Origin of the sequence: Alcanivorax xiamenensis (assembly GCF_009846745.1) — a bacterium.
GTDB lineage: Bacteria > Pseudomonadota > Gammaproteobacteria > Pseudomonadales > Alcanivoracaceae > Alloalcanivorax > Alloalcanivorax xiamenensis.
This window is the reverse complement of record NZ_AQPF01000014.1, coordinates 23,343-46,934: the sequence shown is the minus strand read 5'-3', so window position 1 is coordinate 46,934 and position 23,592 is coordinate 23,343. Positions and strand designations below refer to the sequence as shown.

Sequence of the window (23,592 nt, the reverse complement as noted above, 5' to 3'; positions counted from 1 at the left end):
CGGGCTCGCCCCGGGATCTCACGCCGTTGGCAGAGTGTTTGGAACGTCTGCGATGGTTTAAGAGAGGCTCCGGGGCAAGTCTGGAGTGACGAAGGGAAGTGTTAACGCAATAACGCCGCCAGAATCCGGCTGATCAGTTCCCCCTGCCGGGAGCAGCCGGTTCTCTGGAAGATATGTTTGATCTGTGTGCGTACGGTGGAGACCCCGCGGCCCAGTTGCCTGGCGATGGTCTGCACGTCCTTTTCGGCAAAGTTGAAGCGTTCGTCGCGGATGCTAAGGCAGCGCTCTCGGTTGATCAAAGCGCGGGCGGCCTTGTTGGAGTACAGTACGGTGGCCAGGCTGTCGAGTACAAAGGTGGCATCGGGGAGAACATCAATGACCGCTGACAGGGATGACGCTGCCTTGCTGCGGGTTTCCAGTTGCCGATATAGCTGCACTGTGTGGCGGATATGAGGAACCAGCCGGTTCAGGGCTCTCAGTTCCGCCCGCTGATAAGGTCCCTGGCTCACTGTGCGCTGAATGGTCAGGACAAAGGTGTGGGTGCGGGTGCTGTCAACCACCAGCCAGGCGGAGTCCAGCATGTCTTGCTCGTTCTCCCATTTGGAGTAATCCGCGTCGGGTTGAAAATCCGGCAGCAGCGGCAGGGCTGACTGGAAGAGCCCTGGTGCCTGTTTGATTGCCTGATTGCTCACCACATCCTGGGCGATCATGTTGTTTTCCAGATACCAGTCAAGGAACTCTTCCGACAGGCCGTGATACCAAAGATGTTCCATGCGCGGGGGCTGACGGTGAATCACCAATAGCTGGGCGGCACAGCCGTTGATGGCGCCAGTCAGTTTTTCCAGAAAGGCGTGAAAGCCTTCCTGGTGAGTCAGAGAGCGGTACAGTGTTTGAAGCAGATCAGGCTCATTCTGTAGTACTGGTGCCATGGTTTTCCTGGTTGTTATTGGGACATCCCCTACACAAATTCAGCTCTGTCATCCCGGGTCCGGTTCGCGATGACAGTGCGCGGGATGATATTGTCTTGTTTTCTGGTTGGTGTGTATTTTTATCCCAGCGCCCGCACCAGCATGGCCACCAGCTCGGTCTGTTTACGATAGCCGTTTTTGGCCAGCAGGTTCTTGATATGCTGGCGGGCGGTGTGGACGGATATTTGTTTTTCTTCGGCGATGGCGCCGGCGCCCTGGCCCTGGATCAATGCCGCCGCCACGGCGGCTTCCGCCGGGGTGCATTGAAACAGCGTTTGCATTCGTTGCAGATCGGGCACCAGCTCTGTATCGAAACTGAACAACTCCGCGAGAACACCGTTGTTCTCGACACTTTCCGCGACCAGTGGGGTCAGGCAGATGGCAAGCCGCTCGGGCCCATTGCGAATAAACAGGGTGCGGGTATCCAGATGGCCTTTGTGGGAATGCACAATGCTGGTACTGATGGCGTCGTGCAGTTTGCGACTCAGACGTTTGTCACTGCTGTGCAGACGCTGGTCGTCACCAATGAAAAGATTGCCGGTATGGGTCAGCAGGTTTCGGGCGGCGTCATTGGCCTGGGCAATGCTGCCCAGCGCATTGAACACCATCAGAGGTTTGTTCACATGGTTGAGCGCCATGGCCAGGTTTTCGTTGTCGCTGTTTGATTGGTACAGCTTCAGGTGCAGGGCAACGGCATTTTCGATATGCGGGGCCAGCAGGTTCATCTGCAGGAGTTCGCCATCGGTATAAGGCCCGAAATCCTGGTGGCGGTTGGCCATGAAAACCACATTGGTGTCGTTTTCCCGCGTTACCAGCATGCCGGCGCTGTCCCCCATGCCAACGGCTTCCGCCCAGGCGCGGCTTTCAGGGCCGAGGATTTCGAGGATGGTGCGGCTGTCATCGCCGCGCAAAAAGGAGTCGAATTGTCGCGGTGGCAATTGTATGTAACGGGTCAGAGCCTCGTCTTTTTCCGGAAGATCGCTGTTGATATACCACTCCTCGAATCCTTCCGGGTAGCCGAAGGTCCAGCCGTACACCATGCGCTGGGGATTGGAGGTAACCCCGAGAATTCCGCCCTGCAAGGCTTTGAAATGTTGTTGAAAGGCATTGAAGAAGGATTGAAAGCCGGTGTTGTCATGCAAACCGCTGTACAGGGTGGCGACCAGCTGGTTGTACGCCTGAAGCGTTTGTCCGTCCAGAGAAGGGAAAGGCAGGCTGGTGTCCCGGTCAGTTCCGGGCATCGTCGTCACGTGTTGCGTATCCACTGTATTGGCTCCTGGCTAGCCGATCCGCACGACTCCGGATAACAGAGTGCGAATCACATCCTGCTGCTTGTTAACACCCATTTTCAGGTAAATACTTTTCAGCTGGCTGCGAATGGTTTCCAAACTGACGCCATGCTGTTCACTGATCTGCATGGTGGACAGGCCGTTGACCAGCCCCATGGCGACACTGGCCTCGGTGGGGGTCATGTCATACAGGGAGCGCAATGCCTCGGCCGGCAGATGGAAGGAAGTGTCCGGATCGCACAGGTACAATGCTACGCCGCCGGTGGTTTGAACGGTGCCGGTCATGGCGCCCGCCAGCGGTGCGAGCATCAGATTCAGGGCATGTTTCCGGTCAGGATGGTTGAGACCAATGGCCTGATCATGAGTGCTGATATCTTGCCGGTCGGCTGTGGCCAGCTGCGCCAGTAACGTCCGCAGACGTTGATTTTCTTGCGGGTAATGCGCCTGCAGCCGGCGATCGCCGTTGATGCTCAACGCCTGGTGCCGCGAGAGGATGGCTTCGGCAACGGGGTTGCAGTAAATGGCATTGCCGTCCGGGTCAACAATGATGAGACCGGTCATGAAACGCCCGAGAGCGGATTCGAGTGTCTGCTGGCGGTTGCGCAGTCGATGAAACTCCTTATGAATGCGCAGCGCTCGTTTGAAATGCGGGTAGAGCCGTTGCAGGATCAGACAGTCGTCATCGGAAAAGGGTGCCGCCTGGAAAGAGCGGTGCAAGCCGATGCCGACGTGCCATTCTTCGTCGTTATAGACATTCATGGCAGCCAGAAAGCCGATGTCATAGGGCTTGAGGATCAACCGGTAATAGAAGGGATGCTCAGTGCGGATGTCCTCCGCCCGAAGCAATTGGCGGGCTTTGCCCAGTGGCTCCCGGCGTTGCAGCTGGAACGTGTGATCGTATTTGGACATGCCAAACCGGTAGGCCGCCCTGACCGGTTTGGGTAACCCGTGGGCGCCGATCATACCCCGGATGCGGCCTTCGTGATCGTCCAGGAAGATGGCGCCGGAACGTGCCTTGAGGAGCTTGCACAGGCCAGCCGCCACATCATCCCAGTGCCCCGGGTTATAAGAGGCTTCATAGATTTCCCCGACGAAATCCAGCAACGCGTCCATCTGTCGGTTTTCCCCGTTATGCCCGCTTCGGTCGCCAAACGGGCGATATTGTTGGTCTGTCCCGATCGCGACCTTTCTTATCCGCGCGAATGGATTCAGGGGAAATATAGGTGACCGGGCTTTAAATGTGAATGACGTCACATGATCAGGGGCCAAGAATGGATGAGCGGAGTCGGAAGAGTTCGAAGAGCGTGCATTATCATTATTTGTGATGATACCTTTGAAGAATATTGGAAATAGGGATTTCGCCATGCTGATTCGATCTCTGGAAATCTTTCAGGCCGTGGTGGACAGCGGCAGTTTCAGTGCCGCCGCCGAGCGCCTGCACACGGTGCAGTCCAATGTCACCGCCCATATCAAGAAGCTGGAAAGCGAATTGGGCGTGCGCGTGTTGGAGCGCCGCAATCCGGTGGCGCTCACTTCCGCGGGGCATCAGCTGCTGGGATACGCTCGCCGCATCGGCGATTTGCACAGTGAGGCGCTCAACCATTTCAAGGGCGGTGGCGAACCCACAGGGGAATTGCGCCTGGGCAGCATGGAAACCACCGCCGCCGTGCATTTGCCGCGGGTGCTGCCCGCGTTCAGTCGGCGCTGGCCGGCGGTATCGCTGAATCTGCGCACCAGCCCTTCCGCCTGCTTGCTGGATGAACTTCGCGAAGGGCGACTGGATGCCGCGTTCGTGATTGCCGGTAACGTCGGCGATGGCCTGGCCATGAGGCCGGTGTTCCGTGAGCGGCTGGTACTGGTGAGTGGCCGGCCGCTCGAGAGCGTGCCGTGTGCGGCGGAGTTGTCTCGCACGTCCTTTTTATCCTTCCGTCAGGGCTGTGGTTACCGGCAGACGGTGTCGGTGCTGCTGGCGGAGCAGGGCGCGCCCCCGGCGCCGGTCCATGAACTGGGCAGCCTGGATGCCATTCTCGGCTGTGTCAGCGCGGGGATGGGGCTGGCGGTTTTGCCGGAATCCACGGTGCGCCAGTACCGTCATCGCTATCCGCTGCACACGGTGGCCTTGCCGGAAGCGCTGTCGGCGGTCACCACCGCCATCGCCACGGCAGGGGAGGAGACCTGGAGTCAGCCGCTGCGTGCCTTCATGGAGGGGCCATGGCTGCCGGACCTGAATGAACCGTCGCGGCCGGCGTTGGCGTCGGTGTAACCAATGGTCATACAAAATAGTCGGTTCTGACGAATACCCACCGTCTTCTCCCAGGCAACATCAAGGGTCGACGCCTGCCGGGCGACATCCCAAAAACAACAATGCTAGGAGAGGTTCATGAACACGGAAGCCCGTCCGCGCCATCCGGGGCTGCACGCACAGGAAAAACCCGATCACCCCGCCGTGATTCTGGCGGATACTGGTGACACCATGAGCTACGCGGAACTGGACGCCTTCGCCAACCGCTTGGCCCGGGTGCTGCAGAACGAAGGGCTGGATTACGGTGATCATATTGCCTGTTTACTGGAAAACCGCCTGGAGTGCCCGGCGGTCCAGTGGGGTGGCCATTACGCCGGTTTGTATTACACCTTCGTCAGCACCCGGCTGAAACCGGAAGAGGTGCTCTACATTCTCGAGGATTGCGAGGCCCGGGTGGTGATCCTCAGTGCGCAAACCGCCACCCCGGAACTGGTTGAGGCCATCGGTGAGCTGCCGTTGGCACCGAGGATATTCATGCTGGATGAGCCGCTACCGGGCTGTGAGTCCCTGGAACAGGCCATGGAAGCGCAATCTCCGGAGGCGCTGCCCGGCGCTCGGGAAGGCAGCGACATGCTCTATTCTTCCGGCACCACCGGCCGCCCCAAGGGGGTGAAACCGGAAATCAGCGGCCTGCCGGTGGGCAGCACCGAAACCCTTGCGGGGTTAATTGAACTGGCGTTCGGCGGCAATGGTGACATGGTCTACCTGTCTCCGGCGCCGTATTACCACGCCGCGCCGCTGAAATGGACCCGCGGCGTGCTGGTGCTCGGCGGCACCGCGGTGATCATGGAGAAGTTCGATCCTGAGCGGGCACTGGAAAACATCCAGAAGTACAAGGTCACCCATAGCCAGTGGGTGCCGACCATGTTCCACCGCATGCTGCACCTGCCCGAGGAAGTGCGTAATCGCTATGATGTTTCCAGCCTGAAAATGGCGGTGCACGCGGCGGCGCCCTGTCCGGTGACCACCAAGCAGGCGATGATCGACTGGTGGGGCCCGGTGATTTATGAGTACTACGGCAGCACCGAGGGCGCCGGTCTGACCATGACCAACAGCGAGGACTGGAAGAAACACACCGGCACCGTGGGCAAGGCGATCTACGGCACCCTGCATATCGTCGACGAGGAAACCGGTCAGGAGCAGCCTATTGGCGAGGAAGGCGCCATCTACTTCTCCGGGGGCCATCCGTTCGAATACCACAAGGATCCCTCCAAAACCGCCGAGGCGCACAATGACAAGGGCTGGGCCTGTGTCGGTGATATCGGCTGGCTGGATGAGGATGGTTACCTGTACCTCACCGACCGTAAGAGCAACATGATCATTTCCGGTGGCGTGAATATCTATCCGCAGGAAGTGGAAAACACCCTGATGGGACATCGTGCCGTATTTGACGTGGCGGTCATCGGTATCCCTAATGAGGAGATGGGGGAATCCGTGCATGCCATTGTTCAGTCCCGCGAGGACAGGCCGAGCACCGAGCAACTGGCCACGGAACTGCTGAGTTTCTGCCGCGAGAAGCTGTCGTCGATCAAGTGTCCACGGACGCTGGAATTCCGCGATACATTGCCGCGCGAGCCCAACGGCAAGCTGCTCAAGCGGCTGCTCAGGGATGAGTATCGGGAAGGAAAAAAAGCGGAGGGGTTCTTCCGTCTTTAGGCGAAACGTGCTGGGTTGGCGCTATTCGCGAGCAAGCGGAGTGCCGCCCTGCTCGCATCCCACAAAAGAAGGCTGCGAGAGTCGCCGTGGGAAGCTGGCTTGCCAGCGAATCGACGCGCAGGCGCGCCCGCGTATAGCGGGCACGCCCACAACAACGATTAGTGGTCGTGGCCGTCCGGCCCATGCACGTGGCCGTGCTGCTGCTCTTCTTCGCTGGATTCACGGATGTCGGTGATTTCCACGGCGAAGTTCAGGGTTTCCCCGGCCAGCGGATGGTTGCCGTCGATGGTGACCTGATCGCCATTCACCTCGGTGATGGTGAAGATGCGCGGGCCGGCTTCCGTTTGTGCCTGGAATTGCATGCCCGGCTGCAGCTCATCGCCGGCACCTTCAAAGGCGGAGGCCGGAACCTGTTGAATCAGGCCGTCGTGACGCTCGCCGTAGCCTTCTTCCGGCGCTACGGTCACGTCCAGTTTGTCGCCCACTTCCTTGCCCACCAACGCCTTTTCCAGACCGGGGATGATGTTGCCGTGACCGTGCAAATAGGTCAGCGGCTCCTGCCGTTGGTGGGAGGAGTCGATGGTCTGACCGGCGTTGTTGGTCAGGGTGTAGTGGAACGCCACCACCTTGTTGTCTGCAATTTGCATGGGTGCCCTTTTCGGGTTGATGAATTTTGGACGGGAACCGTTCCCGGACCCACATACCGTCATGGTAACAGGGCAGCGACGGCCGTGACCAATCGCCGCGCGGCTGCGCGCCGGCGCTCCGGACGCTATAATCGGCCCCGCCTGCCGCGTCATCGGCTTGTGCCACTGGTGCCTTGCCCCCCCGGGCCCGGACGGATCCGATACACTTTGAAAGGGTTTTCGCCGTTTCTTTACGGAGCCGTTCCGGCATCATGGGGGCCGGATATGGAGAATGCCCGACCATGAAAACCCTGCCGCAGCTTTTCACCAACAACGAACATTGGCGCCATCAGGTGGAGGAAGAACACCCCGGTTTCTTCCGTACCCTGGTGGGCCAGCAAAACCCGGAATTCCTGTGGATCGGCTGTGCCGATTCCCGTGTGCCCGCCAACGAGATCGTCGGCCTGATGCCCGGCGAACTGTTCGTGCATCGCAATGTGGCCAATCTGGTGCATCACACCGATTTCAATCTGCTCTCGGTGCTGCAGTTCGCCGTGGAAGTGCTCAAGGTCAAGCACGTCATGGTGGTGGGCCATTACGGTTGTGGCGGTGTGCGTGCCGCCATGGAAGACCAGCCTCACGGACTGATCGATAACTGGATCCGCCAGGTGCGGGAGCTGTATCTGCGCCATCGCAAACAGCTGGCGGACCTGGATCCGGTTGCCCGGCTTGATCGCATGTGCGAGTTGAACGTGGCCCGGCAGGTGATCAACGTTTCCAATACCACGGTGGTGCAGGAGGCCTGGCGTCGCGAGCAGCCCTTGACCATCCACGGCTGGATTTACGGCATCGGCGATGGCCGTCTCGGTGATCTGGGCATCGAGGTGGACAACAATGCCCACCTGCGTGAATTGGAAAGCCAGGAATTCGAGGTCTGATCCCTCGGCATTCACGGGTACACCAACGTGGATCAAAGCCGCTGCAGGGCAAACGCCTACAGCGGCTTCGTAGTCCGGGGTTGGATTCGAAGCGGGCGGCTTGGGAACTGGCGGATAACCTTCCTGGACCGTGCTTCACCCGTGTCCAGGAAGGCTACCCACCGGCTCTTACTCTAGTACCAGACCCGGATACCGGCCACCAGCAGGGTGTCACTGGCGTCCTCACCGTGATCACGGGCGAAGTCGGCGGTGTCGCCGAATTTCTTCTCCCAATGCACGCCGATGTAAGGGGCGAATTCGCGGCGGATTTCGTAGCGTAACCGCAATCCCGCTTCCACCGTGGCGAGCCCCTTACCGATACCGAGGTCCCGGTCCTCCTTGCCGTACAGGCTGGCTTCCACTTCCGGAGTCAAGATCAACCGCTGCGTGAACAGCAGCTCGTATTCCGCTTCCAGACGCAATTCACTGTGGCCGGATTCGCCCAGGAACAGGTTGGCCTCGGTCTCGAAGAAGTAGGGGGCCACGCCCATTACCCCGACGCTGACCCAGTCCCGGTTGGGATCGTCCGGCTGCCAGTCCCGGCGCACACCCAGTTGCCAGTCCCAATAGGGTGCGAAGGCACGGCTCCAGGCCAGCCGGGTTTCCAGGCTCTCGGTCTCGCCGCCCCGATCCATGAGCCGCTCGCCCTCTGTGGCGAAATACAACTTGTTGATGTCACCGCCGTACCAGGCGCTGGCGGACCAGGCCGCCACGGTGCCGTCGTCGGCGTCACGGGCTTCCAACTGATCCACCAGGATCTGGCCGAAGCGGGCGGGAACACCCTCCATGGCCAGAGCCGGTGTTCCGGCGGACACGGAGATCATCACGGCCAGCAGGCCGCTTAACGTCATTGATGCTTTCATGGGCGGCTCTCCTCGTCGCTGTGGTGTTGATGGCGTGGCACCACGCGCACTTCCCGGAACATGCCCGCTTCCATGTGATAGAGCAGGTGGCAATGGTAGGCCCAGCGCCCAAGAGCGTCGGCGCGCACCAGATAGCTGAGTTTTTCTCCAGGTTTCACCAACAGAGTGTGTTTGCGCAGCAGGCGCCCGTCTCCCAGCTCCAGATCGCTCCACAGACCGTGCAGGTGGATCGGGTGGTGCATCATGGTGTCGTTCACCAGGGTCAGCCGCACCCGCTCGTTGTGATACAGCTCGAGCGGCTCGGCATCGGCGAAGGGGATGCCGTTGAAACTCCACATGTAGCGTTCCATGTTGCCGGTGAGGTGCAACACGATTTCCCGCTCCGGCCGCGTGCTGTCGGGCAAACCGTGGGCGTATTCCAGGTCGGCGTAGGTGAGCACTTTCCAGGCCCGGTCGCGCAGGCCGATGCCGGGATCGTCGAGCATCGGCGCAGGAGACATGGCACGCATGTCCACGCCAGGACCGTATTCGCTGTCGGCGTGCTCCGTGGCGCTTTGCCGGGGTGGCAGATCCGGATTGTCCGCCGAGACCGCGAAGGGCACGGCGGCGTTGGTGTCGTGGTTGGCGTGCCCCATGGCCGAGTGGTCCATCCCGCTCTGCGTGCCGTGGCTCATCCCTTGATGGTTCATGCTTCCATGATCCATGCCGCCGGACATATCGCCATGGTTCATATCCCCATGGTCCATGCCGCCATGATTCATGCGAGAGTGGTCCATGGTCTTCATGGCGCCACTGTCGTGTCCCATGGCGCTGTGATCCATGGCGCCCATGCCCATTTCCCGGTGCCCGAGCAGTGGCACCGGGTCCAGCTCCGGCACTTCGGCACTGAGAGAGGGATCCGGCGTCAGGGTGCCGCGGGCGTAGCCGGACCGGTCGATGGTTTGTGCGAACAGGGTGTAGGCGCGGTGATCCTTGGGCTCGACGATCACGTCCAGGGTTTCCGCCACGCCCAGGCGGCACTCATGGAAGCGCACCGGCTTCACCGGTTGGCCGTCCATGGCTACCACGGTCATGTCCAGACCGGGGATGCGCAAGTCGAAGATGGTCATGGCGCTGGCGTTGATGAAACGCAGCTTGATGCGCTCGCCGGGTTCGAAGCGGGCCTGCCAGTTGGCGGCCGGGGTATGGCCGTTGACCAGGAAGCTGTAGCTGTAACCGGTCACATCCGCCAGATCGGTCTCGCTCATGCGCATCCGGTTCCACATGTGGCGATCCTTGAGCGTCCGCACCACGCCTTTCTCACGGAAATCCGTCAGCGTGTCGAACAGCGTCCGTTCGCTGAAATTGTAGTAGTGGCTGAGTTTTTTCAGCGTGGCATAGATGCGCTTGGGATCCTGGTCACTCCAGTCTGAAAGCACCACCGCGTAATCGCGATCCACCGCATGCGGGTCCGGTTCCGCCGGGTCAATAATCAGGCCGCCGTACAGGCCGGTCTGCTCCTGAAAACCGGAATGGCTGTGATACCAGTAGGTTCCGCTCTGCCGCAGCGGAAACTGATAGGTGAAGGTTTCGCCCGGGCCGATGCCGTCGAAAGACAACCCCGGCACGCCGTCCATCTGGAACGGCAGCAGCAGGCCGTGCCAGTGGATCGAAGTGGTTTCCGGCAGATGGTTTGTCACTCTCAGGGTCACCGTCTCACCTTCACGCCAACGCAGGGTTGGCGCCGGCAGGCTGCCGTTGACCAGGGTGGCGGGCCGGTTGCGGCCGGTCAGGTTCACATCGGCGGCACCGATGTTCAGTTGGAATTGGTTACCGCGCAGCTCCGGCGCGCCGGTCTGGCCCTGGCGGGCGAACAATTGTGCCGGGGTGAGCCCGAGCCCCAGAGCGGTGCCGCCCAGAGCCAGCCCCTGCACGAAGCGACGGCGGGGCAGGGAAAAAGACGTCGTCATGGACGTTCTCCTCAATAGAAAACAAAAGACGCCACCCGTCTGCGGGGGCGCGTGTTTCGATGGGAAAAACGGTCTAGACGGAGGGTGGGCGCCACGGTGGCGTGGGGAAACCGGCGAACCGCTGGCCGGGAGAGGCAAGGCGGTCCGAGGCTGGCCGTTGAGGCGCGCGGACTGAACTGGCCTCGGTGGTCAAGGCGCCGCCCTGGCAGGCCTGAAGACAGGTGCAGCCTTCCGTGTCGCCGGCGTGATGGGGGCAGGGATGATGCTCCCGCCCCTCGCTGCTGGCGCAAGAATGATCGCCGCCATGGTGAGAAGCCATGGCGGCGATCGGGCTCAACAGGGCCCAGGTCATCAATACTCCGGCGAGCAGCGTCGCCACGGGCCGGAGGGCGGCGGAAACGGGAATCATGGTTCGCTTATACAACCCGGGGGCTACCCCGGGGTCAAGCCCTTTTCAGGCCGGTGCCGGAACCGTCTCGTCGTTCCGGGGCAGGTCCTGGGCGGTGTGGTTCTCCGTCTGTGACGGGGTCGCCACCTGAAAGCGGGATACTTGCCGGCGCAGTTGTTGGCTCTGGTCCGCCAGGCGTTGGGCGGCGGAGAAGCTTTCCTGGACCAGCCGGGCGTTCTGCTGGGTCATCATGTCCATTTGCGTGATCGCTTCGTTGGCCTGACCAATGCCCCGGCTCTGCTCATTGGACGCGGTGGCGATGTCGCTGACCAAAGTGCTGAGACGGCCTATATCCGACACCATGCCGGTGATGATCTCGCCAGTGTCGCGCACCTGCTGGCTGCCGGTGGCGACCAGGGTGCCGGCGCTTTCGATCAGGGCCTTGATCTCGCCGGCGGCCTCGGCGCTGCGGCTGGCCAGATTGCGCACTTCTTCCGCCACCACCGCGAACCCGCGGCCCTGCTCGCCGGCGCGGGCGGCTTCCACGGAAGCGTTGAGAGCCAGAATATTGGTCTGGAACGCGATCTCGTCGATGGCGTCGACGATGGCGCTCATCTGTTCAGCGCTGTCATGGATACTGCCCATGGTTTTAATCACCGCCTCCATGGCGTCATTGCCGCGGCGGGCGTCGCCGGCGGTATTGTTGGCCAGGTGCCGGGCCTGCTCGGCGTGGTCCGCGTTCTGCTGCACGGTGGTGGTGAGTTGTTCCATGCTGGCGGCGGTTTCTGTGAGCGAGGCGGCTTGCTGCTCGGTGCGGGTGGCCAGTTCGTCGTTGCCGGCCTTGATGTCCTCCACCGCGGTATTGACCACATCGGCGCTGCCATGGATGTTGCCCACCGTGGCGCCCAGGGACTGGCGCATCCGTTCGATGTCGAACAGCAGGCTGCCGGTGTCGCCGTCCTTCAAACGGGTGGGTTGACTCAGATCGCCTTCGCTGATGTAGCGCACCGCTTCGGCGGCGTAGCCCGGTTCGCCGCCAAGCCGGCGCAGCACGCCGCGAATGACGGCGCCCATCAGCAGTGTCAGCGGAATGCCCAGAGCCAGCAGGAACAGCAGCGACTGAGTGAGGCTGGCTTGGAAAGCGTCGTTGATGTCGTTGATATAGACGCCGGCGCCCAGGTACCAGTCCCAGCGCGGATAATGCACATGCAGGGACGACTTTTTCGCCAGGCCCTCCTGGCCCGGATGCACCCACAGGTAATCGACGAACCCGTCTCCGTTCTCCACCGCCTCCATGAACTCGCGGAACAGGTAGCGCCCTTCCTCGTTCTGGTAGTCCCACATGTTGGTGCCCTTGGCGAGACTGGGGTGGGTCAACATCCGGTGATTCTCATCGAAGGCGTACAGATAACCGCGCCCTTCGTCATAGGTGCTATCGCGAATCAGTTGCTCGGCACGCTGCCGGGCTTCGGTTTCGCTGATGACGCCGGAAGCGGCCAGCCGGGCCTGCCCATCGATGGCGTTGAGGGCCGAGTCCACGTACTGGGACAGCCCTGTCTTGCGCTCGGTCAGAATGGTCTGGCGGTTTTCCCAGGCGGTCCAGCCCGCCAGGAGCAGCATCGCCAGCCACAGTAACCCGAGCATGCCCCACAGTTGTCGGGTCATGGTCCACTGCTTCATATCTGAGCCTCTTTATTGTTGTCTTCAAGAGAGCTATCGGCAGAAGCGGCCGCGGGTTGATAGGTGCTAGCCGGTTAGAGCGGTACCGCGTGAAACGCGCTGACTGAGCAGCCAGCGCAGATCCTCGAAGCCGCGCCGCCATTCACCGATGCCGGAGGCACTGTTGATGTGACCCAGATCGCCGCCATTGCGAAACGCACAGCCCCAATCCCGGGCCAGACGGCGCGCCTCCTCCTGCGTCATCCAGGGATCGCTGGTGCTGGCCACCAAACGAGCGGGAACGGTCAGCGGGGCGGACAGGTGTCGTGGGATGGCCTCCGGCAGGGCTGGGGCCACCAATAATAGTCCGGCCACTTGCCGTGGCCGGGTCGTGCTCCAGTGGGCCGCGGCGACGCAGCCGAAACCGTGAGCAATAAGCACGAAGGGGGAGGGCAAAGCGGCGGCGGCCAGGTCGAGTCCATCGAGCCAGTAGGACAGCTCGGTATTCCGCCAGTCCGGTAACGAGAGACTGTGCAGCCAGGGCAGATGGGTTTGCCAGCGTTGTTGCCAATGATCCGGATCGCTGCCATGCAGTCCGGGCACCAACAGTCCATGGAAGGGGGCGCTATCGCGGGCGGACATCGTCAATGCTCCCAGTGATAAGGAGAGGGAGCGTCAGCATAGACAGAGGAGTTGTCGCTTTCTTTACCGGCGCGGGAAAGGAGGATGACAATGACCTTTGCCGGTGCCGCTGGTGGGCGGAGCCGCCTTCAAGGGAAGGCGCCCCGCCGCCAGGTGGGGCCGGTGAGGCCTTCCGCCGGTGGCGCCATGGCGCGCGCCTGCACGTGGCTGAGCCCATGCTGCAGAGCAAGGTCGGCGGTCAGGCCCAGTTGCAGGGTGAACGGTGTGCCGTGCCGCGCGGCGGCGGCGAGCACCCTGTCACGCTCGATCGCTGCCAGTTCGGGGGCCAGTTTCACCATGTCCGGGGCCAATGCCCGCCAAAGCGTGGTGCTCGGTGTCGAGGTCACGTTGTCCAGGGCGATGCGATAGCCGTGGCGGCGATAGCTCTCCACCGCCCGGCGAGGGTCTTCGGTGCCGGCGGGATCATGACGGATTTCCAGGATCACTTGTTCCGGCGCGAGACCGCATTGACGCAGAATCTGTTCGAAGGCGAGACCGTGATCCTGCCGCACGCTGGCCAGGTGGCGCGGGTGGATATTTAGTGAGAGCAGGCCGCCGGTGTCCGGTTGCAGCAGGAAGTTCAGTGCGTGCACCGTGCGGCACAGACGATCCAGATAGACAATCTCGTCAGCGCTGGTGGGAATCATGAACAGTGCCTGCGGTGATAGCGGGCCGCCCTTGCCGTGTACCGACAGCAACGCCTCATGGCCGTAAACCCCTTCCTGGCAGAGGGGCAGGATCGGTTGGAAGCGACTGCGCAGAACCAGGCCGGCGTAATCGGCTTCCACCGTATTGTCCCGCATGCGCAGGGTGTCTTTCGGGACAATGGCGGTGCCGTACTGACGGCGTTGTTCACGGTTGAAGTAGTCGACGAGGTCGTGCAAGGGCATGGTGGATCCCTCCATCAAGCGTCAATGGAGCCGCCAGGATAAAGAGAAATTTATTATGTTTAAAAAGAATAAATAAATAGAAATATATTACTTTTTGGTCTTTTGGTTTTCTCGTTAGCATCATCCCCATCATCAACAAAGGATGCCCACCCGACCTCGGGAGGCGTTGCTTTTCATTTCTTGCGCAACGCTGTTTTGGAGAACACCGAATGAAAATCGGGAACGCACTGGGGATCGGCCTGTTGGGGGCATTACCTTTGGTGGCGGGGGCCAACGGCCCGACGCTGTACGGCAAGATCAATGTCTCGCTGGAGAACGTGGACTTCGAGGGCGCCAGTCTGGCCGGCGCCGGTGGCAACGACCAGTGGGAACTGAATTCCAACGCTTCGCGTCTCGGGATCAAAGGGGACTTCGACCTCGAAGTCGGCGGCCTCAAGGCGATCTATCTGGCGGAGTATGGCATCGACGTGGACGGCGACGATGACGACACCTTCAGCAAACGCAACATTTACGGCGGCCTGACCGGAGCCTTCGGTACCCTGCGCGCCGGCAACATCGACAGCCCGCTGAAAAGCATCGAGGGCAAGGTCGATCAGTTCAATGACCTGTACGGCGATATCGACCATTTCCTCGGTGGGCAGACCCGTAACAAGAACAGCGTCCAGTATCTGAGCCCGACGCTGCTGGGTGGCTTGTCGGTGCACGGCGCGTTCTCCCCGGGGGAACAGGAGGACACCGATGATGATGGCGAGCCGGACGATGATCTCGCCGACGTGGTGTCCCTGGCCCTGGCCTGGGAGCGCAAAGGGTTTTATGCCGCTCTTGCCTACGAAAAAGATCAGGCGGCGCGGCGGGCGGTGGACGGGTTCAACCGGGCCGACATTCTGCGGGCGGTGACCACCTATCGCTGGCGGGCCCTGGAGCTGGGCGCCCTTTATCAGCAGGCCAAAGACACCGCGCCGGGCAGTGACCTGGAAGATCGTGGTTACCTGATCAGCGCCGCCTGGCATGTGGATGAGCGGCTTACGTTGAAAGCCCAGGGTGGTGAAAACCGGGGTGAAGAGACCGACGAAAAACTGACGCTCTGGGCTCTCGGTGCTGACTACAGCCTGGGGCGCAATACCGTGGCTTATCTGTATCTGTCGAATCTGGAGCGGGATGAGGCCGGCACCGAGGACCGTGCCGTTGGCACTGGTCTGGCCTTTAAATTCTGACATTCATTAACGAACGGAACCGAGGAATACGCGACATGGCTCGGCCTGACACGCATCGCAACCCGGCGTCGGAAGAGGTGGATCTGGCCACACTGGTGACGTCGCTGATCAAGGATCTGCGCTTTGGCGCCGTGGAAATCATTGTCCACGAGGGCCGGATAGTGCAGGTGGAACGCAAGGAAAAGTACCGTTTCGACAAGCCGCGTTGAGCGGTTGAAACAACGCAATCCGGCTTGCGGCCGACCGGACCACCGGAGGTCTCCAACGCATTCGTGACACCCGATTTTTGTGGAGACTGCATCGTGAAGTTCACTCGCTTTTTTACCGCGGCCGCGCTCGGCCTGGCTCTGTCCTCTCCGGCCCTGGCGGACCGGGAAATTCTCAACGTGTCCTACGACCCCACCCGGGAGTTGTACGAAGCGTTCAATAAAGAGTTTATCCATCACTGGAAGGAAGAAACCGGCGAAACGCTGGTGGTGCGCCAGTCCCACGGTGGCGCTGGCAAACAGACCCGCGCGGTCATCGATGGTCTGGAAGCGGACGTGGTGACCCTGGCGTTGGCCTACGACATTGACGCCATCGCCGAGAAGACCGGCAGGATTCCCGCCGACTGGCAGAAACGGTTGCCCAATAACAGCTCGCCTTATACGTCCACCATTGTGTTTCTGGTACGCAAGGGCAACCCGAAGGACCTCAAGGATTGGGACGACCTGGTGAAGCCAGGGGTCGAGGTGATCACGCCGAATCCGAAAACCTCCGGCGGCGCGCGCTGGAATTACCTGGCCGGTTGGGCCTACGCCAAGGAGAAGTACGGTTCCGAGGACGCCGCCAAGGACTTCGTCACTAAACTCTACCAGCAGGTCCCGGTGCTGGACTCCGGCGCCCGTGGCTCCACCACCACCTTTGTGCAGCGGGGGATTGGCGATGTGCTGCTGGCCTGGGAAAACGAAGCACTGTTGGCGATCAACGAACTGGGCAAGGGTGAGTTCGAGATCGTGGTGCCTTCGGTGTCCATTCTGGCCGAACCGCCGGTGACGGTGGTGGACAAGAACGCCGAAAAGCATGGCACCACCGACGTGGCCAAAGCCTATCTGGAGTACCTCTATACCCCGGTTGGCCAGAAGCTGGCGGCGGAACACTACTACCGCCCCGGCGATCCGGAAGTGGCTCGTGAGTACGCCGACGCCTTCCCCGACGTGAATCTGATCACCGTGGACAGCGCCTTTGGTGGCTGGCGGAAGGCGCAGGAAACGCACTTCAACGACGGTGGCGTATTCGATCACATTTACCAACCCCGGTGAGCGGATAACGTCATGTCACGAAACCGAGTCATACCCGGCTTCGGGTTGTCCTTGGGATACGCCACGCTCTACACCAGTCTGATCGTGTTCATCCCGTTGGCGGCGCTGGCCGCCAGCGGGATTTCCCTGGGCGCGGAAACGTTCTGGGCGGTGGTCAGTCATCCGCAGGCGGTGGCGAGTTACAAACTGAGTTTTGGCGCTTCCCTGGTGGCGGCGCTGATCAACCTGGTGTTCGGTCTGCTGGTGGCCTGGGTGCTGGTGCGTTACACCTTTCCGGGCAAACGCATCGCCGACGCCCTGGTGGACTTGCCGTTTGCCTTGCCCACGGCGGTGGCCGGCATTGCCCTGACCGCGCTGTATGGCCGCAACGGCTGGTTCGGCCAGTACCTGGAAGGCTGGTGGGGATTCAAAGTGGCCTATGCCCCCGCCGGCATCGTCGTGGCGCTGACCTTCATCGGCCTGCCGTTCGTGGTGCGCACGGTGCAGCCGGTACTCGAAGGGCTGGAGCGGGAGCTCGAAGAAGCCGCCGCCAGCCTCGGTGCCAACCGTTGGCGGACGTTCCGGCGGGTCCTGCTGCCGGCGTTGGTGCCGGCCTTGCTCACCGGGTTCGCGCTGTCCTTCGCCCGGGCCGTGGGAGAGTACGGCTCGGTGGTATTCATCAGCGGCAATATGCCATACCGCACCGAAATCACCCCGCTGCTGATCTACAGCAAACTGGAGCAGTACGATTACGCCGGTGCTTCGGCGCTGGGTGTGACGATGCTGGTGTTCTCGTTCATTCTGCTGCTCGCCATCAACGCATTGCAGTACTGGAATCTGCGCCGGCAGGGGGGAGGTTGAAATGAGTGGTGCGGTGTCTTCCCTGTCCACGCCGGCCAACGCGGTGGTCACCCGTCGGGCGGTGACCGAGGCAGCCTGGTTGCGAATCTTGCTGACCGCCCTGGCGCTGGCGTTTCTTGGTGTGTTTCTGGTGGTGCCTCTGGTTCTGGTGTTCCAGGAGGCGTTCTCCAAAGGCTGGCAGGCGTATCTGGCGGCGTTGACCGAGCCGGACGCCTGGCACGCGGTGAAGCTGACGTTGATCGCCGCCGGCCTGGCGGTGCCGTTGAACGTGGTGTTCGGTCTCGCCGCCGCCTGGAGCCTGACCAGATTCCAGTTTCGCGGCAAGCAGGTGCTGATCACCCTGATCGATCTGCCGTTCGCGGTGTCGCCGGTGATCGCCGGTTTGATTTACGTGCTGGTGTTCGGCTCGCGGGGCTGGCTCGGCCCCTGGCTGGAAGAACACAACCTGTCGATCATTTACGCGGTGCCGGGCATCGTGCTGGCCACGGTGTTCGTGACCTTTCCGTTCGTGGCCCGGGAGCTGATCCCGTTGATGCAGGAGCAGGGTGTCAGTCAGGAGGAAGCGGCGTTGACGCTTGGGGCCAGCGGTTGGCAAACGTTCCGCCGCGTCACCCTGCCGTCGATCAAGTGGGGGCTGCTGTACGGCATCATTCTGTGTAATGCCCGCGCCATGGGCGAATTCGGCGCGGTCAGCGTGGTGTCGGGGCATATCCGCGGCAAGACCAATACGCTGCCCTTGCATGTGGAGATTCTCTACAACGAGTACCAGTTCGCCGCTGCTTTCGCCGTGGCGTCGCTGTTGGCGTTGCTGGCGGTGGTTACCCTGGTAGCGAAGTCCTTTCTTGAATTCAAGCATCAACGGGACCGCGAGCGTGCCACGCACGCCGCCGCCCGTCAGGAGGTCTCATGAGCATTCAGGTCCGTGATTTGCGGAAAACCTTCGGTCACTTCAAGGCGCTGGACGAGGTCTCGCTGACCTTCAACAGCGGCGAGCTGGTGGCGCTGCTGGGGCCGTCCGGGTGCGGCAAGACCACCCTGCTGCGGATCATCGCCGGGCTCGAATACCCGGACAGCGGCGCGGTGCTGTTTTCCGGTGAGGACGCCACTTTCACCCATGTACGCGAACGGGGCGTCGGCTTCGTGTTTCAGCATTATGCGCTGTTCCGTCATATGACCGTGTTCGACAACGTCGCCTTCGGCCTGACCGTGCGCCCGCGCCGGCAAAGGCCTTCGCGGGGGGAGATCGCCGAACGCGTGCATCGGTTGCTGGAATTGGTGCAATTGGACTGGCTGGCGGACCGTTACCCGGATCAGTTATCCGGCGGGCAACGCCAGCGCATTGCCCTGGCCCGGGCGCTGGCGGTGGAGCCACGGGTGCTGTTACTTGACGAGCCGTTCGGGGCCCTGGATGCGCGTGTGCGCAAGGACCTGCGGGGCTGGTTACGGCGGTTGCACGATGAACTGCACGTGACCTCGATCTTCGTTACCCACGATCAGGAAGAGGCGATGGAAGTGGCGGACCGTATCGTGGTGATCAACCAGGGGCGGGTCGAGCAGGTGGGCACACCCCAGGAAATCTATAACGCGCCGGCGTCCCCGTTCGTATACGGCTTTATCGGTGATGCCAACCGGCTGTGCGGCCACGCCGCCGACGGCTGGGCGGAACTGGCCGGCCTGCGGGTGCCCGCTCCCGAGTTCGGTCAATCGGAACCGCGCCAGGTGACCGGCTATATCCGCCCCCACGACATCCAGTTGCAGGCCGGTGACCAGGGGGAAGGGGTGGCCGTACGGGTGGAAAGTGTGTCCCAGGTCGGCGCGGCGTTACGGGTCAGCGTACGGATACCGGACGGTGACACCTCGTTGCAGGTGGAATTGCCTCACAGTGGTGGTCGCTGGCCGTTTCAGGTTGGCGAGCCGGTAAAGGCACTGCCGCGTGCCGCGAGGGTGTTTGCGGGGTAACGCGTGAACTGAGCGCGAGCTGGGCGCAATGCCTGCGCGCTCCATGGGCCATTGCTGTCCCGCCTTGGTCGGGCAGCAATGGCCGTTTAGCACTAAAAGACCTCGATTGGACGCTTTTCAGCGCCACCCGGGACCTGCCCTGGTCCAATGGCGGATTCAGTGCTCACTTCTTCCTCGATTCAGGACATCGTCTTGCCATTGTCACTGATGCTAATGAAGATGAAGCCCGGACGACCGCCCATGGAGACCGTCTGTCCCAGGGGAGACCCGGGAGCCGGCGGCTGTTTATATGGATAGGTAAAACCAATCGCGGCTATTCCACCTATCCATTATGAATATCGTCTCGCCGGCGTTATGCTTCTCTCCGTCAAGTTGACAACCCTTCGAAAGGAGTAAGACATGTCTGTAATCAATACCGAAATCAAGCCGTTCAAAGCCCAGGCGTTCAAGGACGGTAAATTCATCGAAGTGACCGAAGCCGACCTGAAAGGCAAGTGGGGAGTGTTCTTCTTCTACCCGGCCGATTTCACCTTCGTTTGCCCCACCGAGCTGGGCGACGTGGCCGATCACTACGAAGAATTCCAGAAGATGGGCGTGGAAATCTACTCCGTCTCCACCGACACCCACTTCACCCACAAAGCATGGCACGACAGCTCCGAGACCATCGCCAAGATCAAGTACACCATGATCGGCGACCCGACCATGCAGATCAGCCGTAACTTCGAAGTACTGCGCGAAGACGAAGGCCTGGCCAACCGTGGCACCTTCATCGTCGACCCGGACGGCATCATTCAAGCCGTTGAAATCACCGCCGAAGGCATCGGCCGTGACGCCGAAGACCTGCTGCGCAAGGTAAAAGCCGCCCAGTACGTGCGTGCCCATCCTGGCGAAGTGTGCCCGGCCAAATGGAAAGAGGGCGAAGCCACCCTGGCTCCGTCCCTGGACCTGGTCGGCAAGATCTGATCCCGCCTTTGGCATGGATCAATCCCGGGCCCGAGGGCCCGGGGTTCAATCGACATTCTGTTAATCGTTCATGGAGACCGTCAGCATGCTGGACGCCAACCTGAAAACCCAATTGCAATCCTACATGGAGCGCATCACGCAACCGTTTGAAATGGTCGCGTCCCTGGATGATGGCGACAAATCCCGGGAGCTGTCGGCGCTGCTGCGCGAAATCGAGGCGATGTCCGACAAGATCACCCTGCGTGAAGACGGCGATGACGAGCGCCGGCCCTCATTCAGTCTGAACCGCGTTGGTGGTGATATCAGCCTGCGATTCGCCGGTATTCCCATGGGCCATGAATTCACCTCGCTGGTGCTGGCGCTGTTGCAAGTGGGTGGCCATCCGCCCAAGGTCAGCGACGAGGTGATCGAGCAAGTGCAAGCGCTGCAAGGTGACTTTCGCTTCGAAACCTATTTTTCCCTGTCCTGCCAGAACTGCCCGGACGTGGTCCAGGCGTTGAACCTGATGGCGGTACTGAACCCGCACATTAAACACGTGGCTATCGACGGCGCCTTGTTCCAGGACGAAGTCGACCAGCGCCAGGTGATGGCGGTGCCCAGTGTGTTCCTGAACGGCGAAGAATTCGGCCAGGGCCGTATGGGGCTGGAGGAAATCCTCGCCAAACTGGATACCGGCGCCGCCGAGCGTGATGCCGAGAAACTGAACGCCAAGGAGGCCTTCGATGTGCTGGTGGTGGGCGGTGGACCCGCCGGTGCCGCCAGCGCCATCTACGCCGCCCGTAAAGGTATCCGCACCGGTGTCGCCGCCGAGCGCTTTGGCGGCCAGGTGCTGGACACCATGGCCATCGAGAACTTCATTTCGGTGAAGGAGACCGAGGGGCCGAAACTGGCCACGGCGCTGGAGCAGCATGTCCGTGAGTACGACGTGGACATCATGAATCTGCAGCGCGCGGAGCAGCTGATTCCGGCGGACAGCGAAGGCGGCCTGCATGAAATCCGTTTCGCCTCCGGTGCCAGCCTCAAAACGAAGACGCTGATTCTGGCCACTGGCGCCCGCTGGCGCGAAGTGAACGTGCCCGGAGAGAAAGAGTACCGGGGACGCGGCGTGGCCTACTGCCCGCACTGTGACGGCCCGCTGTTCAAAGGCAAGAGCGTGGCGGTGATCGGCGGCGGTAACTCCGGCGTGGAAGCGGCCATCGATCTGGCCGGCATCGTCGAGCATGTGACGCTGCTGGAATTCGACACCAAGTTGCGTGCCGACGCCGTGCTGCAGAAGAAACTGCACAGCCTGGCTAACGTCACCGTGCACGTGAATGCTCAGACCACCGAGATCACCGGTGACGGCGCCAAGGTGAACGGCCTGCTGTACAAGGACCGCGACAGTGGTGAAGAGCACCGCGTGGAGCTGGCTGGCGTGTTCGTGCAGATCGGTCTGGTGCCCAACACCGACTGGCTCAAGGGCACGGTGGAGTTGTCCCGCCACGGCGAGATCATCACCGACGCTCGCGGCGAGACGTCCATTCCCGGCATCTACGCCGCCGGTGACGTCACCACGGTGCCGTACAAGCAGATCGTCATCGCCATGGGCGAAGGGGCCAAGGCCGCGTTGAGCGCCTTCGACCATCTGATCCGCGCTTCGGTGAGTGACGCCGCCTGATCCTTGGCGCGACAGCGCTGTCCCACGATCGTGGGACAGCCGCCGGCGGCCTTCCGCTCATCAAGCGCTGCCCGTATCAGCGCTCCTCCTCACTGACTTTGAACCAGGACAGGCACAGTACCGCCGTGGCCAGGGTCAGGCAGTAGGCCACGATTGGCCAGGCGGAGTAGGCCGGCAACAGAGTCACGGCCAGCGTCCCCAGTCCGCCAAGCACCAGCCCTCCCAGACAGAAGTACAAAGCGGTGGCCGTGCCGGCTATGTGGTCCAAACCACATAGCGCGCCGTTGGGTGTCACCGAGACCGTGATGGCAATACCAATGCCAACCAGCCACATCGGTGTGATAAAGCCAAACAGCGATTGCGGTATCAACGTTTCGGTGAGCGCCAGCAGCAACCCCCCCGCCAACAGGCAGATCATGCCGGTTCGCAGGAGACGCGGGACGCCGTATCGGCCACCCAGCTTTCCCAATACGCGAGCGGTGAGCATCATTGCCAGTGCCACGGTGGCGAACCATAGGCTGAACGCCAGGGATGACAAAGCCAGCCGCTCCATCATCAGCCAGGGGGCGGTGGAGAAGAATACAAAGAAGCTTCCCATCGCCGCGCTGTAACCCAGGGTATAACGCCAGAAATGAACACGCCGGAGGGGGAGCAGCAGTGCCGATGCCGATATTGCGGAGGCCTGACGTCGACGGGTTTCAGGCCAGAACCGCCAGGCCATGATGACCGCCAGGGCCATCGCCACACCCAGGCAGGTGAAGATAGCGCGCCAGCCGAGCCAGTGGTCCACCGCGGCACCCAGCAGCGGGCCCGCCGCTGGCACCATCGCCAGCATGGAACCCAGCAAACCGTAGACCTCACGGCTTTCCTCGCGACCAGCGTAGATATCGCGAAGGGTGGCGAAGGTAGCCACCAGGCAGGCCGATGCCCCCGCGCCCTGAAGCACACGAAAAGCCAGGAACAGCTCGGAGGACGGCGCGGCGGCCAGCGCGAATGAGGCGGCGGCGTAGCTGAGTCCGCCACCCAGAAGAATGGGGCGGCGTCCAAGGCGGTCGGAAAGCGGCCCGAACAGAAGCTGTCCGACGCCGAGCAGAACCAGATAAGTGGTCAAGGTCCACTGAATGGTGACGGGGTCGACGCTGAAAACGTCGGCCATGAGCGGCACCACTGGTAAGTACATGTCCATGCCCAGGGAGGCCAGCAAGTCGAAAGGAGAGAGCAGCAGTAAGGTGGCGGGAAGGGAATACCGCCAAAGAGCATCATCTTCAGAGCGCACGAAATCATCTCCGCAAAAAACTATCTCGCGGCGCTTCGCGGAAACAACGAAGTTCTCCGGACCGCCGCAACAACGAGGAAAAGGGGTTGTTGCGGCTTATTTCTCGGCTTTCTTGGCGGAACTCATGCGGGTGA

The 23,592-nt window shown here is 61.6% G+C and carries 21 protein-coding genes and 1 pseudogene; 11 read left to right on the top strand and 11 right to left on the bottom strand.

Annotated elements, in window-relative coordinates; all coding sequences use genetic code 11:
* Positions 1-101 precede the first annotated feature (101 nt).
* The 3 genes from A6D6_RS10805 to A6D6_RS10795 all read right to left on the bottom strand — a co-directional run bounded on the left by A6D6_RS10805 (position 102) and on the right by A6D6_RS10795 (position 3,370).
* Positions 102-929, bottom strand: a complete 828-nt coding sequence (locus A6D6_RS10805; protein ID WP_159660738.1) for a helix-turn-helix transcriptional regulator — start codon at positions 927-929, stop codon at positions 102-104.
* A gap of 119 nt (positions 930-1,048) precedes the next feature.
* Positions 1,049-2,233, bottom strand: coding sequence for a helix-turn-helix transcriptional regulator (locus tag A6D6_RS10800; RefSeq protein ID WP_159660737.1), 1,185 nt, complete (start codon positions 2,231-2,233; stop codon positions 1,049-1,051).
* A gap of 15 nt (positions 2,234-2,248) precedes the next feature.
* Entirely contained in the window at positions 2,249-3,370 is a 1,122-nt protein-coding gene (locus A6D6_RS10795; protein ID WP_159660736.1) for a helix-turn-helix transcriptional regulator, read from the bottom strand.
* Positions 3,371-3,620: 250 nt separating this feature from the next.
* Here A6D6_RS10795 and A6D6_RS10790 point away from each other — a divergent pair, with 250 nt between their 5' ends.
* Positions 3,621-4,520 (top strand): LysR family transcriptional regulator, encoded by a 900-nt coding sequence (locus A6D6_RS10790; RefSeq protein WP_133489988.1) that lies wholly within the window; start codon positions 3,621-3,623, stop codon positions 4,518-4,520.
* Positions 4,521-4,637: 117 nt separating this feature from the next.
* The gene (locus A6D6_RS10785) at positions 4,638-6,215 is read left to right on the top strand and encodes an acyl-CoA synthetase (protein ID WP_159660735.1); all 1,578 of its coding nucleotides are present in this window, start codon (positions 4,638-4,640) and stop codon (positions 6,213-6,215) included.
* Positions 6,216-6,373: 158 nt separating this feature from the next.
* Here the strand turns inward: A6D6_RS10785 and A6D6_RS10780 are convergent, their stop codons facing one another.
* Positions 6,374-6,862, bottom strand: coding sequence for an FKBP-type peptidyl-prolyl cis-trans isomerase (locus A6D6_RS10780; protein WP_022994832.1), 489 nt, complete (start codon positions 6,860-6,862; stop codon positions 6,374-6,376).
* Between the two features lie 281 nt (positions 6,863-7,143).
* Between A6D6_RS10780 and can the strand changes: the two genes are divergently transcribed.
* A complete protein-coding gene (gene can, locus A6D6_RS10775; RefSeq protein WP_159660734.1) occupies positions 7,144-7,779 on the top strand; it encodes a carbonate dehydratase in 636 nt (211 codons plus the stop codon).
* Positions 7,780-7,952: 173 nt separating this feature from the next.
* On the opposite strand, the gene A6D6_RS10770 is transcribed toward can, so the two are convergent.
* The 6 genes from A6D6_RS10770 to A6D6_RS10745 form a co-directional block, all read right to left on the bottom strand.
* Positions 7,953-8,681, bottom strand: coding sequence for a copper resistance protein B (locus tag A6D6_RS10770; RefSeq protein WP_159660733.1), 729 nt, complete (start codon positions 8,679-8,681; stop codon positions 7,953-7,955).
* A complete protein-coding gene (locus tag A6D6_RS10765; protein WP_159660732.1) occupies positions 8,678-10,630 on the bottom strand; it encodes a copper resistance system multicopper oxidase in 1,953 nt (650 codons plus the stop codon). The genes A6D6_RS10770 and A6D6_RS10765 overlap by 4 nt, the downstream gene beginning before the upstream one ends.
* A 73-nt stretch (positions 10,631-10,703) precedes the next feature.
* Positions 10,704-11,039, bottom strand: a complete 336-nt coding sequence (locus A6D6_RS10760) for a hypothetical protein (protein WP_133489994.1) — start codon at positions 11,037-11,039, stop codon at positions 10,704-10,706.
* A gap of 45 nt (positions 11,040-11,084) precedes the next feature.
* On the bottom strand, positions 11,085-12,698 hold the full coding sequence (locus A6D6_RS10755; RefSeq protein WP_159660731.1) for a methyl-accepting chemotaxis protein: 1,614 nt from the start codon (positions 12,696-12,698) through the stop codon (positions 11,085-11,087).
* A gap of 66 nt (positions 12,699-12,764) precedes the next feature.
* Complete coding sequence (locus A6D6_RS10750) at positions 12,765-13,319, bottom strand: RBBP9/YdeN family alpha/beta hydrolase (RefSeq protein WP_133489996.1); 555 nt, start codon at positions 13,317-13,319, stop codon at positions 12,765-12,767.
* A 128-nt stretch (positions 13,320-13,447) separates the two neighbouring features.
* Positions 13,448-14,248, bottom strand: coding sequence for an EAL domain-containing protein (locus A6D6_RS10745; RefSeq protein ID WP_159660730.1), 801 nt, complete (start codon positions 14,246-14,248; stop codon positions 13,448-13,450).
* A 209-nt stretch (positions 14,249-14,457) separates the two neighbouring features.
* Between A6D6_RS10745 and A6D6_RS10740 the strand changes: the two genes are divergently transcribed.
* From A6D6_RS10740 to ahpF, 8 genes are all read left to right on the top strand, one after another.
* Positions 14,458-15,462 (top strand): porin, encoded by a 1,005-nt coding sequence (locus A6D6_RS10740; RefSeq protein ID WP_159660729.1) that lies wholly within the window; start codon positions 14,458-14,460, stop codon positions 15,460-15,462.
* Positions 15,463-15,497: 35 nt separating this feature from the next.
* Positions 15,498-15,671, top strand: coding sequence for a YezD family protein (locus tag A6D6_RS10735; RefSeq protein WP_133489999.1), 174 nt, complete (start codon positions 15,498-15,500; stop codon positions 15,669-15,671).
* 93 nt (positions 15,672-15,764) lie between these two features.
* On the top strand, positions 15,765-16,763 hold the full coding sequence (locus tag A6D6_RS10730; RefSeq protein WP_201303760.1) for a sulfate ABC transporter substrate-binding protein: 999 nt from the start codon (positions 15,765-15,767) through the stop codon (positions 16,761-16,763).
* Positions 16,764-16,775: 12 nt separating this feature from the next.
* Positions 16,776-17,603, top strand: a complete 828-nt coding sequence (gene cysT / locus A6D6_RS10725; protein ID WP_133490001.1) for a sulfate ABC transporter permease subunit CysT — start codon at positions 16,776-16,778, stop codon at positions 17,601-17,603.
* 1 nt (position 17,604) lies between these two features.
* Entirely contained in the window at positions 17,605-18,513 is a 909-nt protein-coding gene (gene cysW, locus A6D6_RS10720; protein ID WP_159660728.1) for a sulfate ABC transporter permease subunit CysW, read from the top strand.
* Complete coding sequence (locus A6D6_RS10715) at positions 18,510-19,562, top strand: sulfate/molybdate ABC transporter ATP-binding protein (RefSeq protein WP_159660727.1); 1,053 nt, start codon at positions 18,510-18,512, stop codon at positions 19,560-19,562. Before cysW ends, A6D6_RS10715 begins: the two co-directional genes overlap by 4 nt.
* Before the next feature lie 399 nt (positions 19,563-19,961).
* A complete protein-coding gene (gene ahpC, locus A6D6_RS10710) occupies positions 19,962-20,525 on the top strand; it encodes an alkyl hydroperoxide reductase subunit C (RefSeq protein ID WP_022994839.1) in 564 nt (187 codons plus the stop codon).
* 85 nt (positions 20,526-20,610) lie between these two features.
* Complete coding sequence (gene ahpF / locus A6D6_RS10705; RefSeq protein WP_159660726.1) at positions 20,611-22,182, top strand: alkyl hydroperoxide reductase subunit F; 1,572 nt, start codon at positions 20,611-20,613, stop codon at positions 22,180-22,182.
* Positions 22,183-22,282: 100 nt separating this feature from the next.
* Here ahpF and cml read toward each other — a convergent pair.
* A pseudogene (cml, locus tag A6D6_RS10700) lies at positions 22,283-23,458 on the bottom strand (CmlA/FloR family chloramphenicol efflux MFS transporter); the annotation flags it as partial.
* Positions 23,459-23,592: the final 134 nt, after the last annotated feature.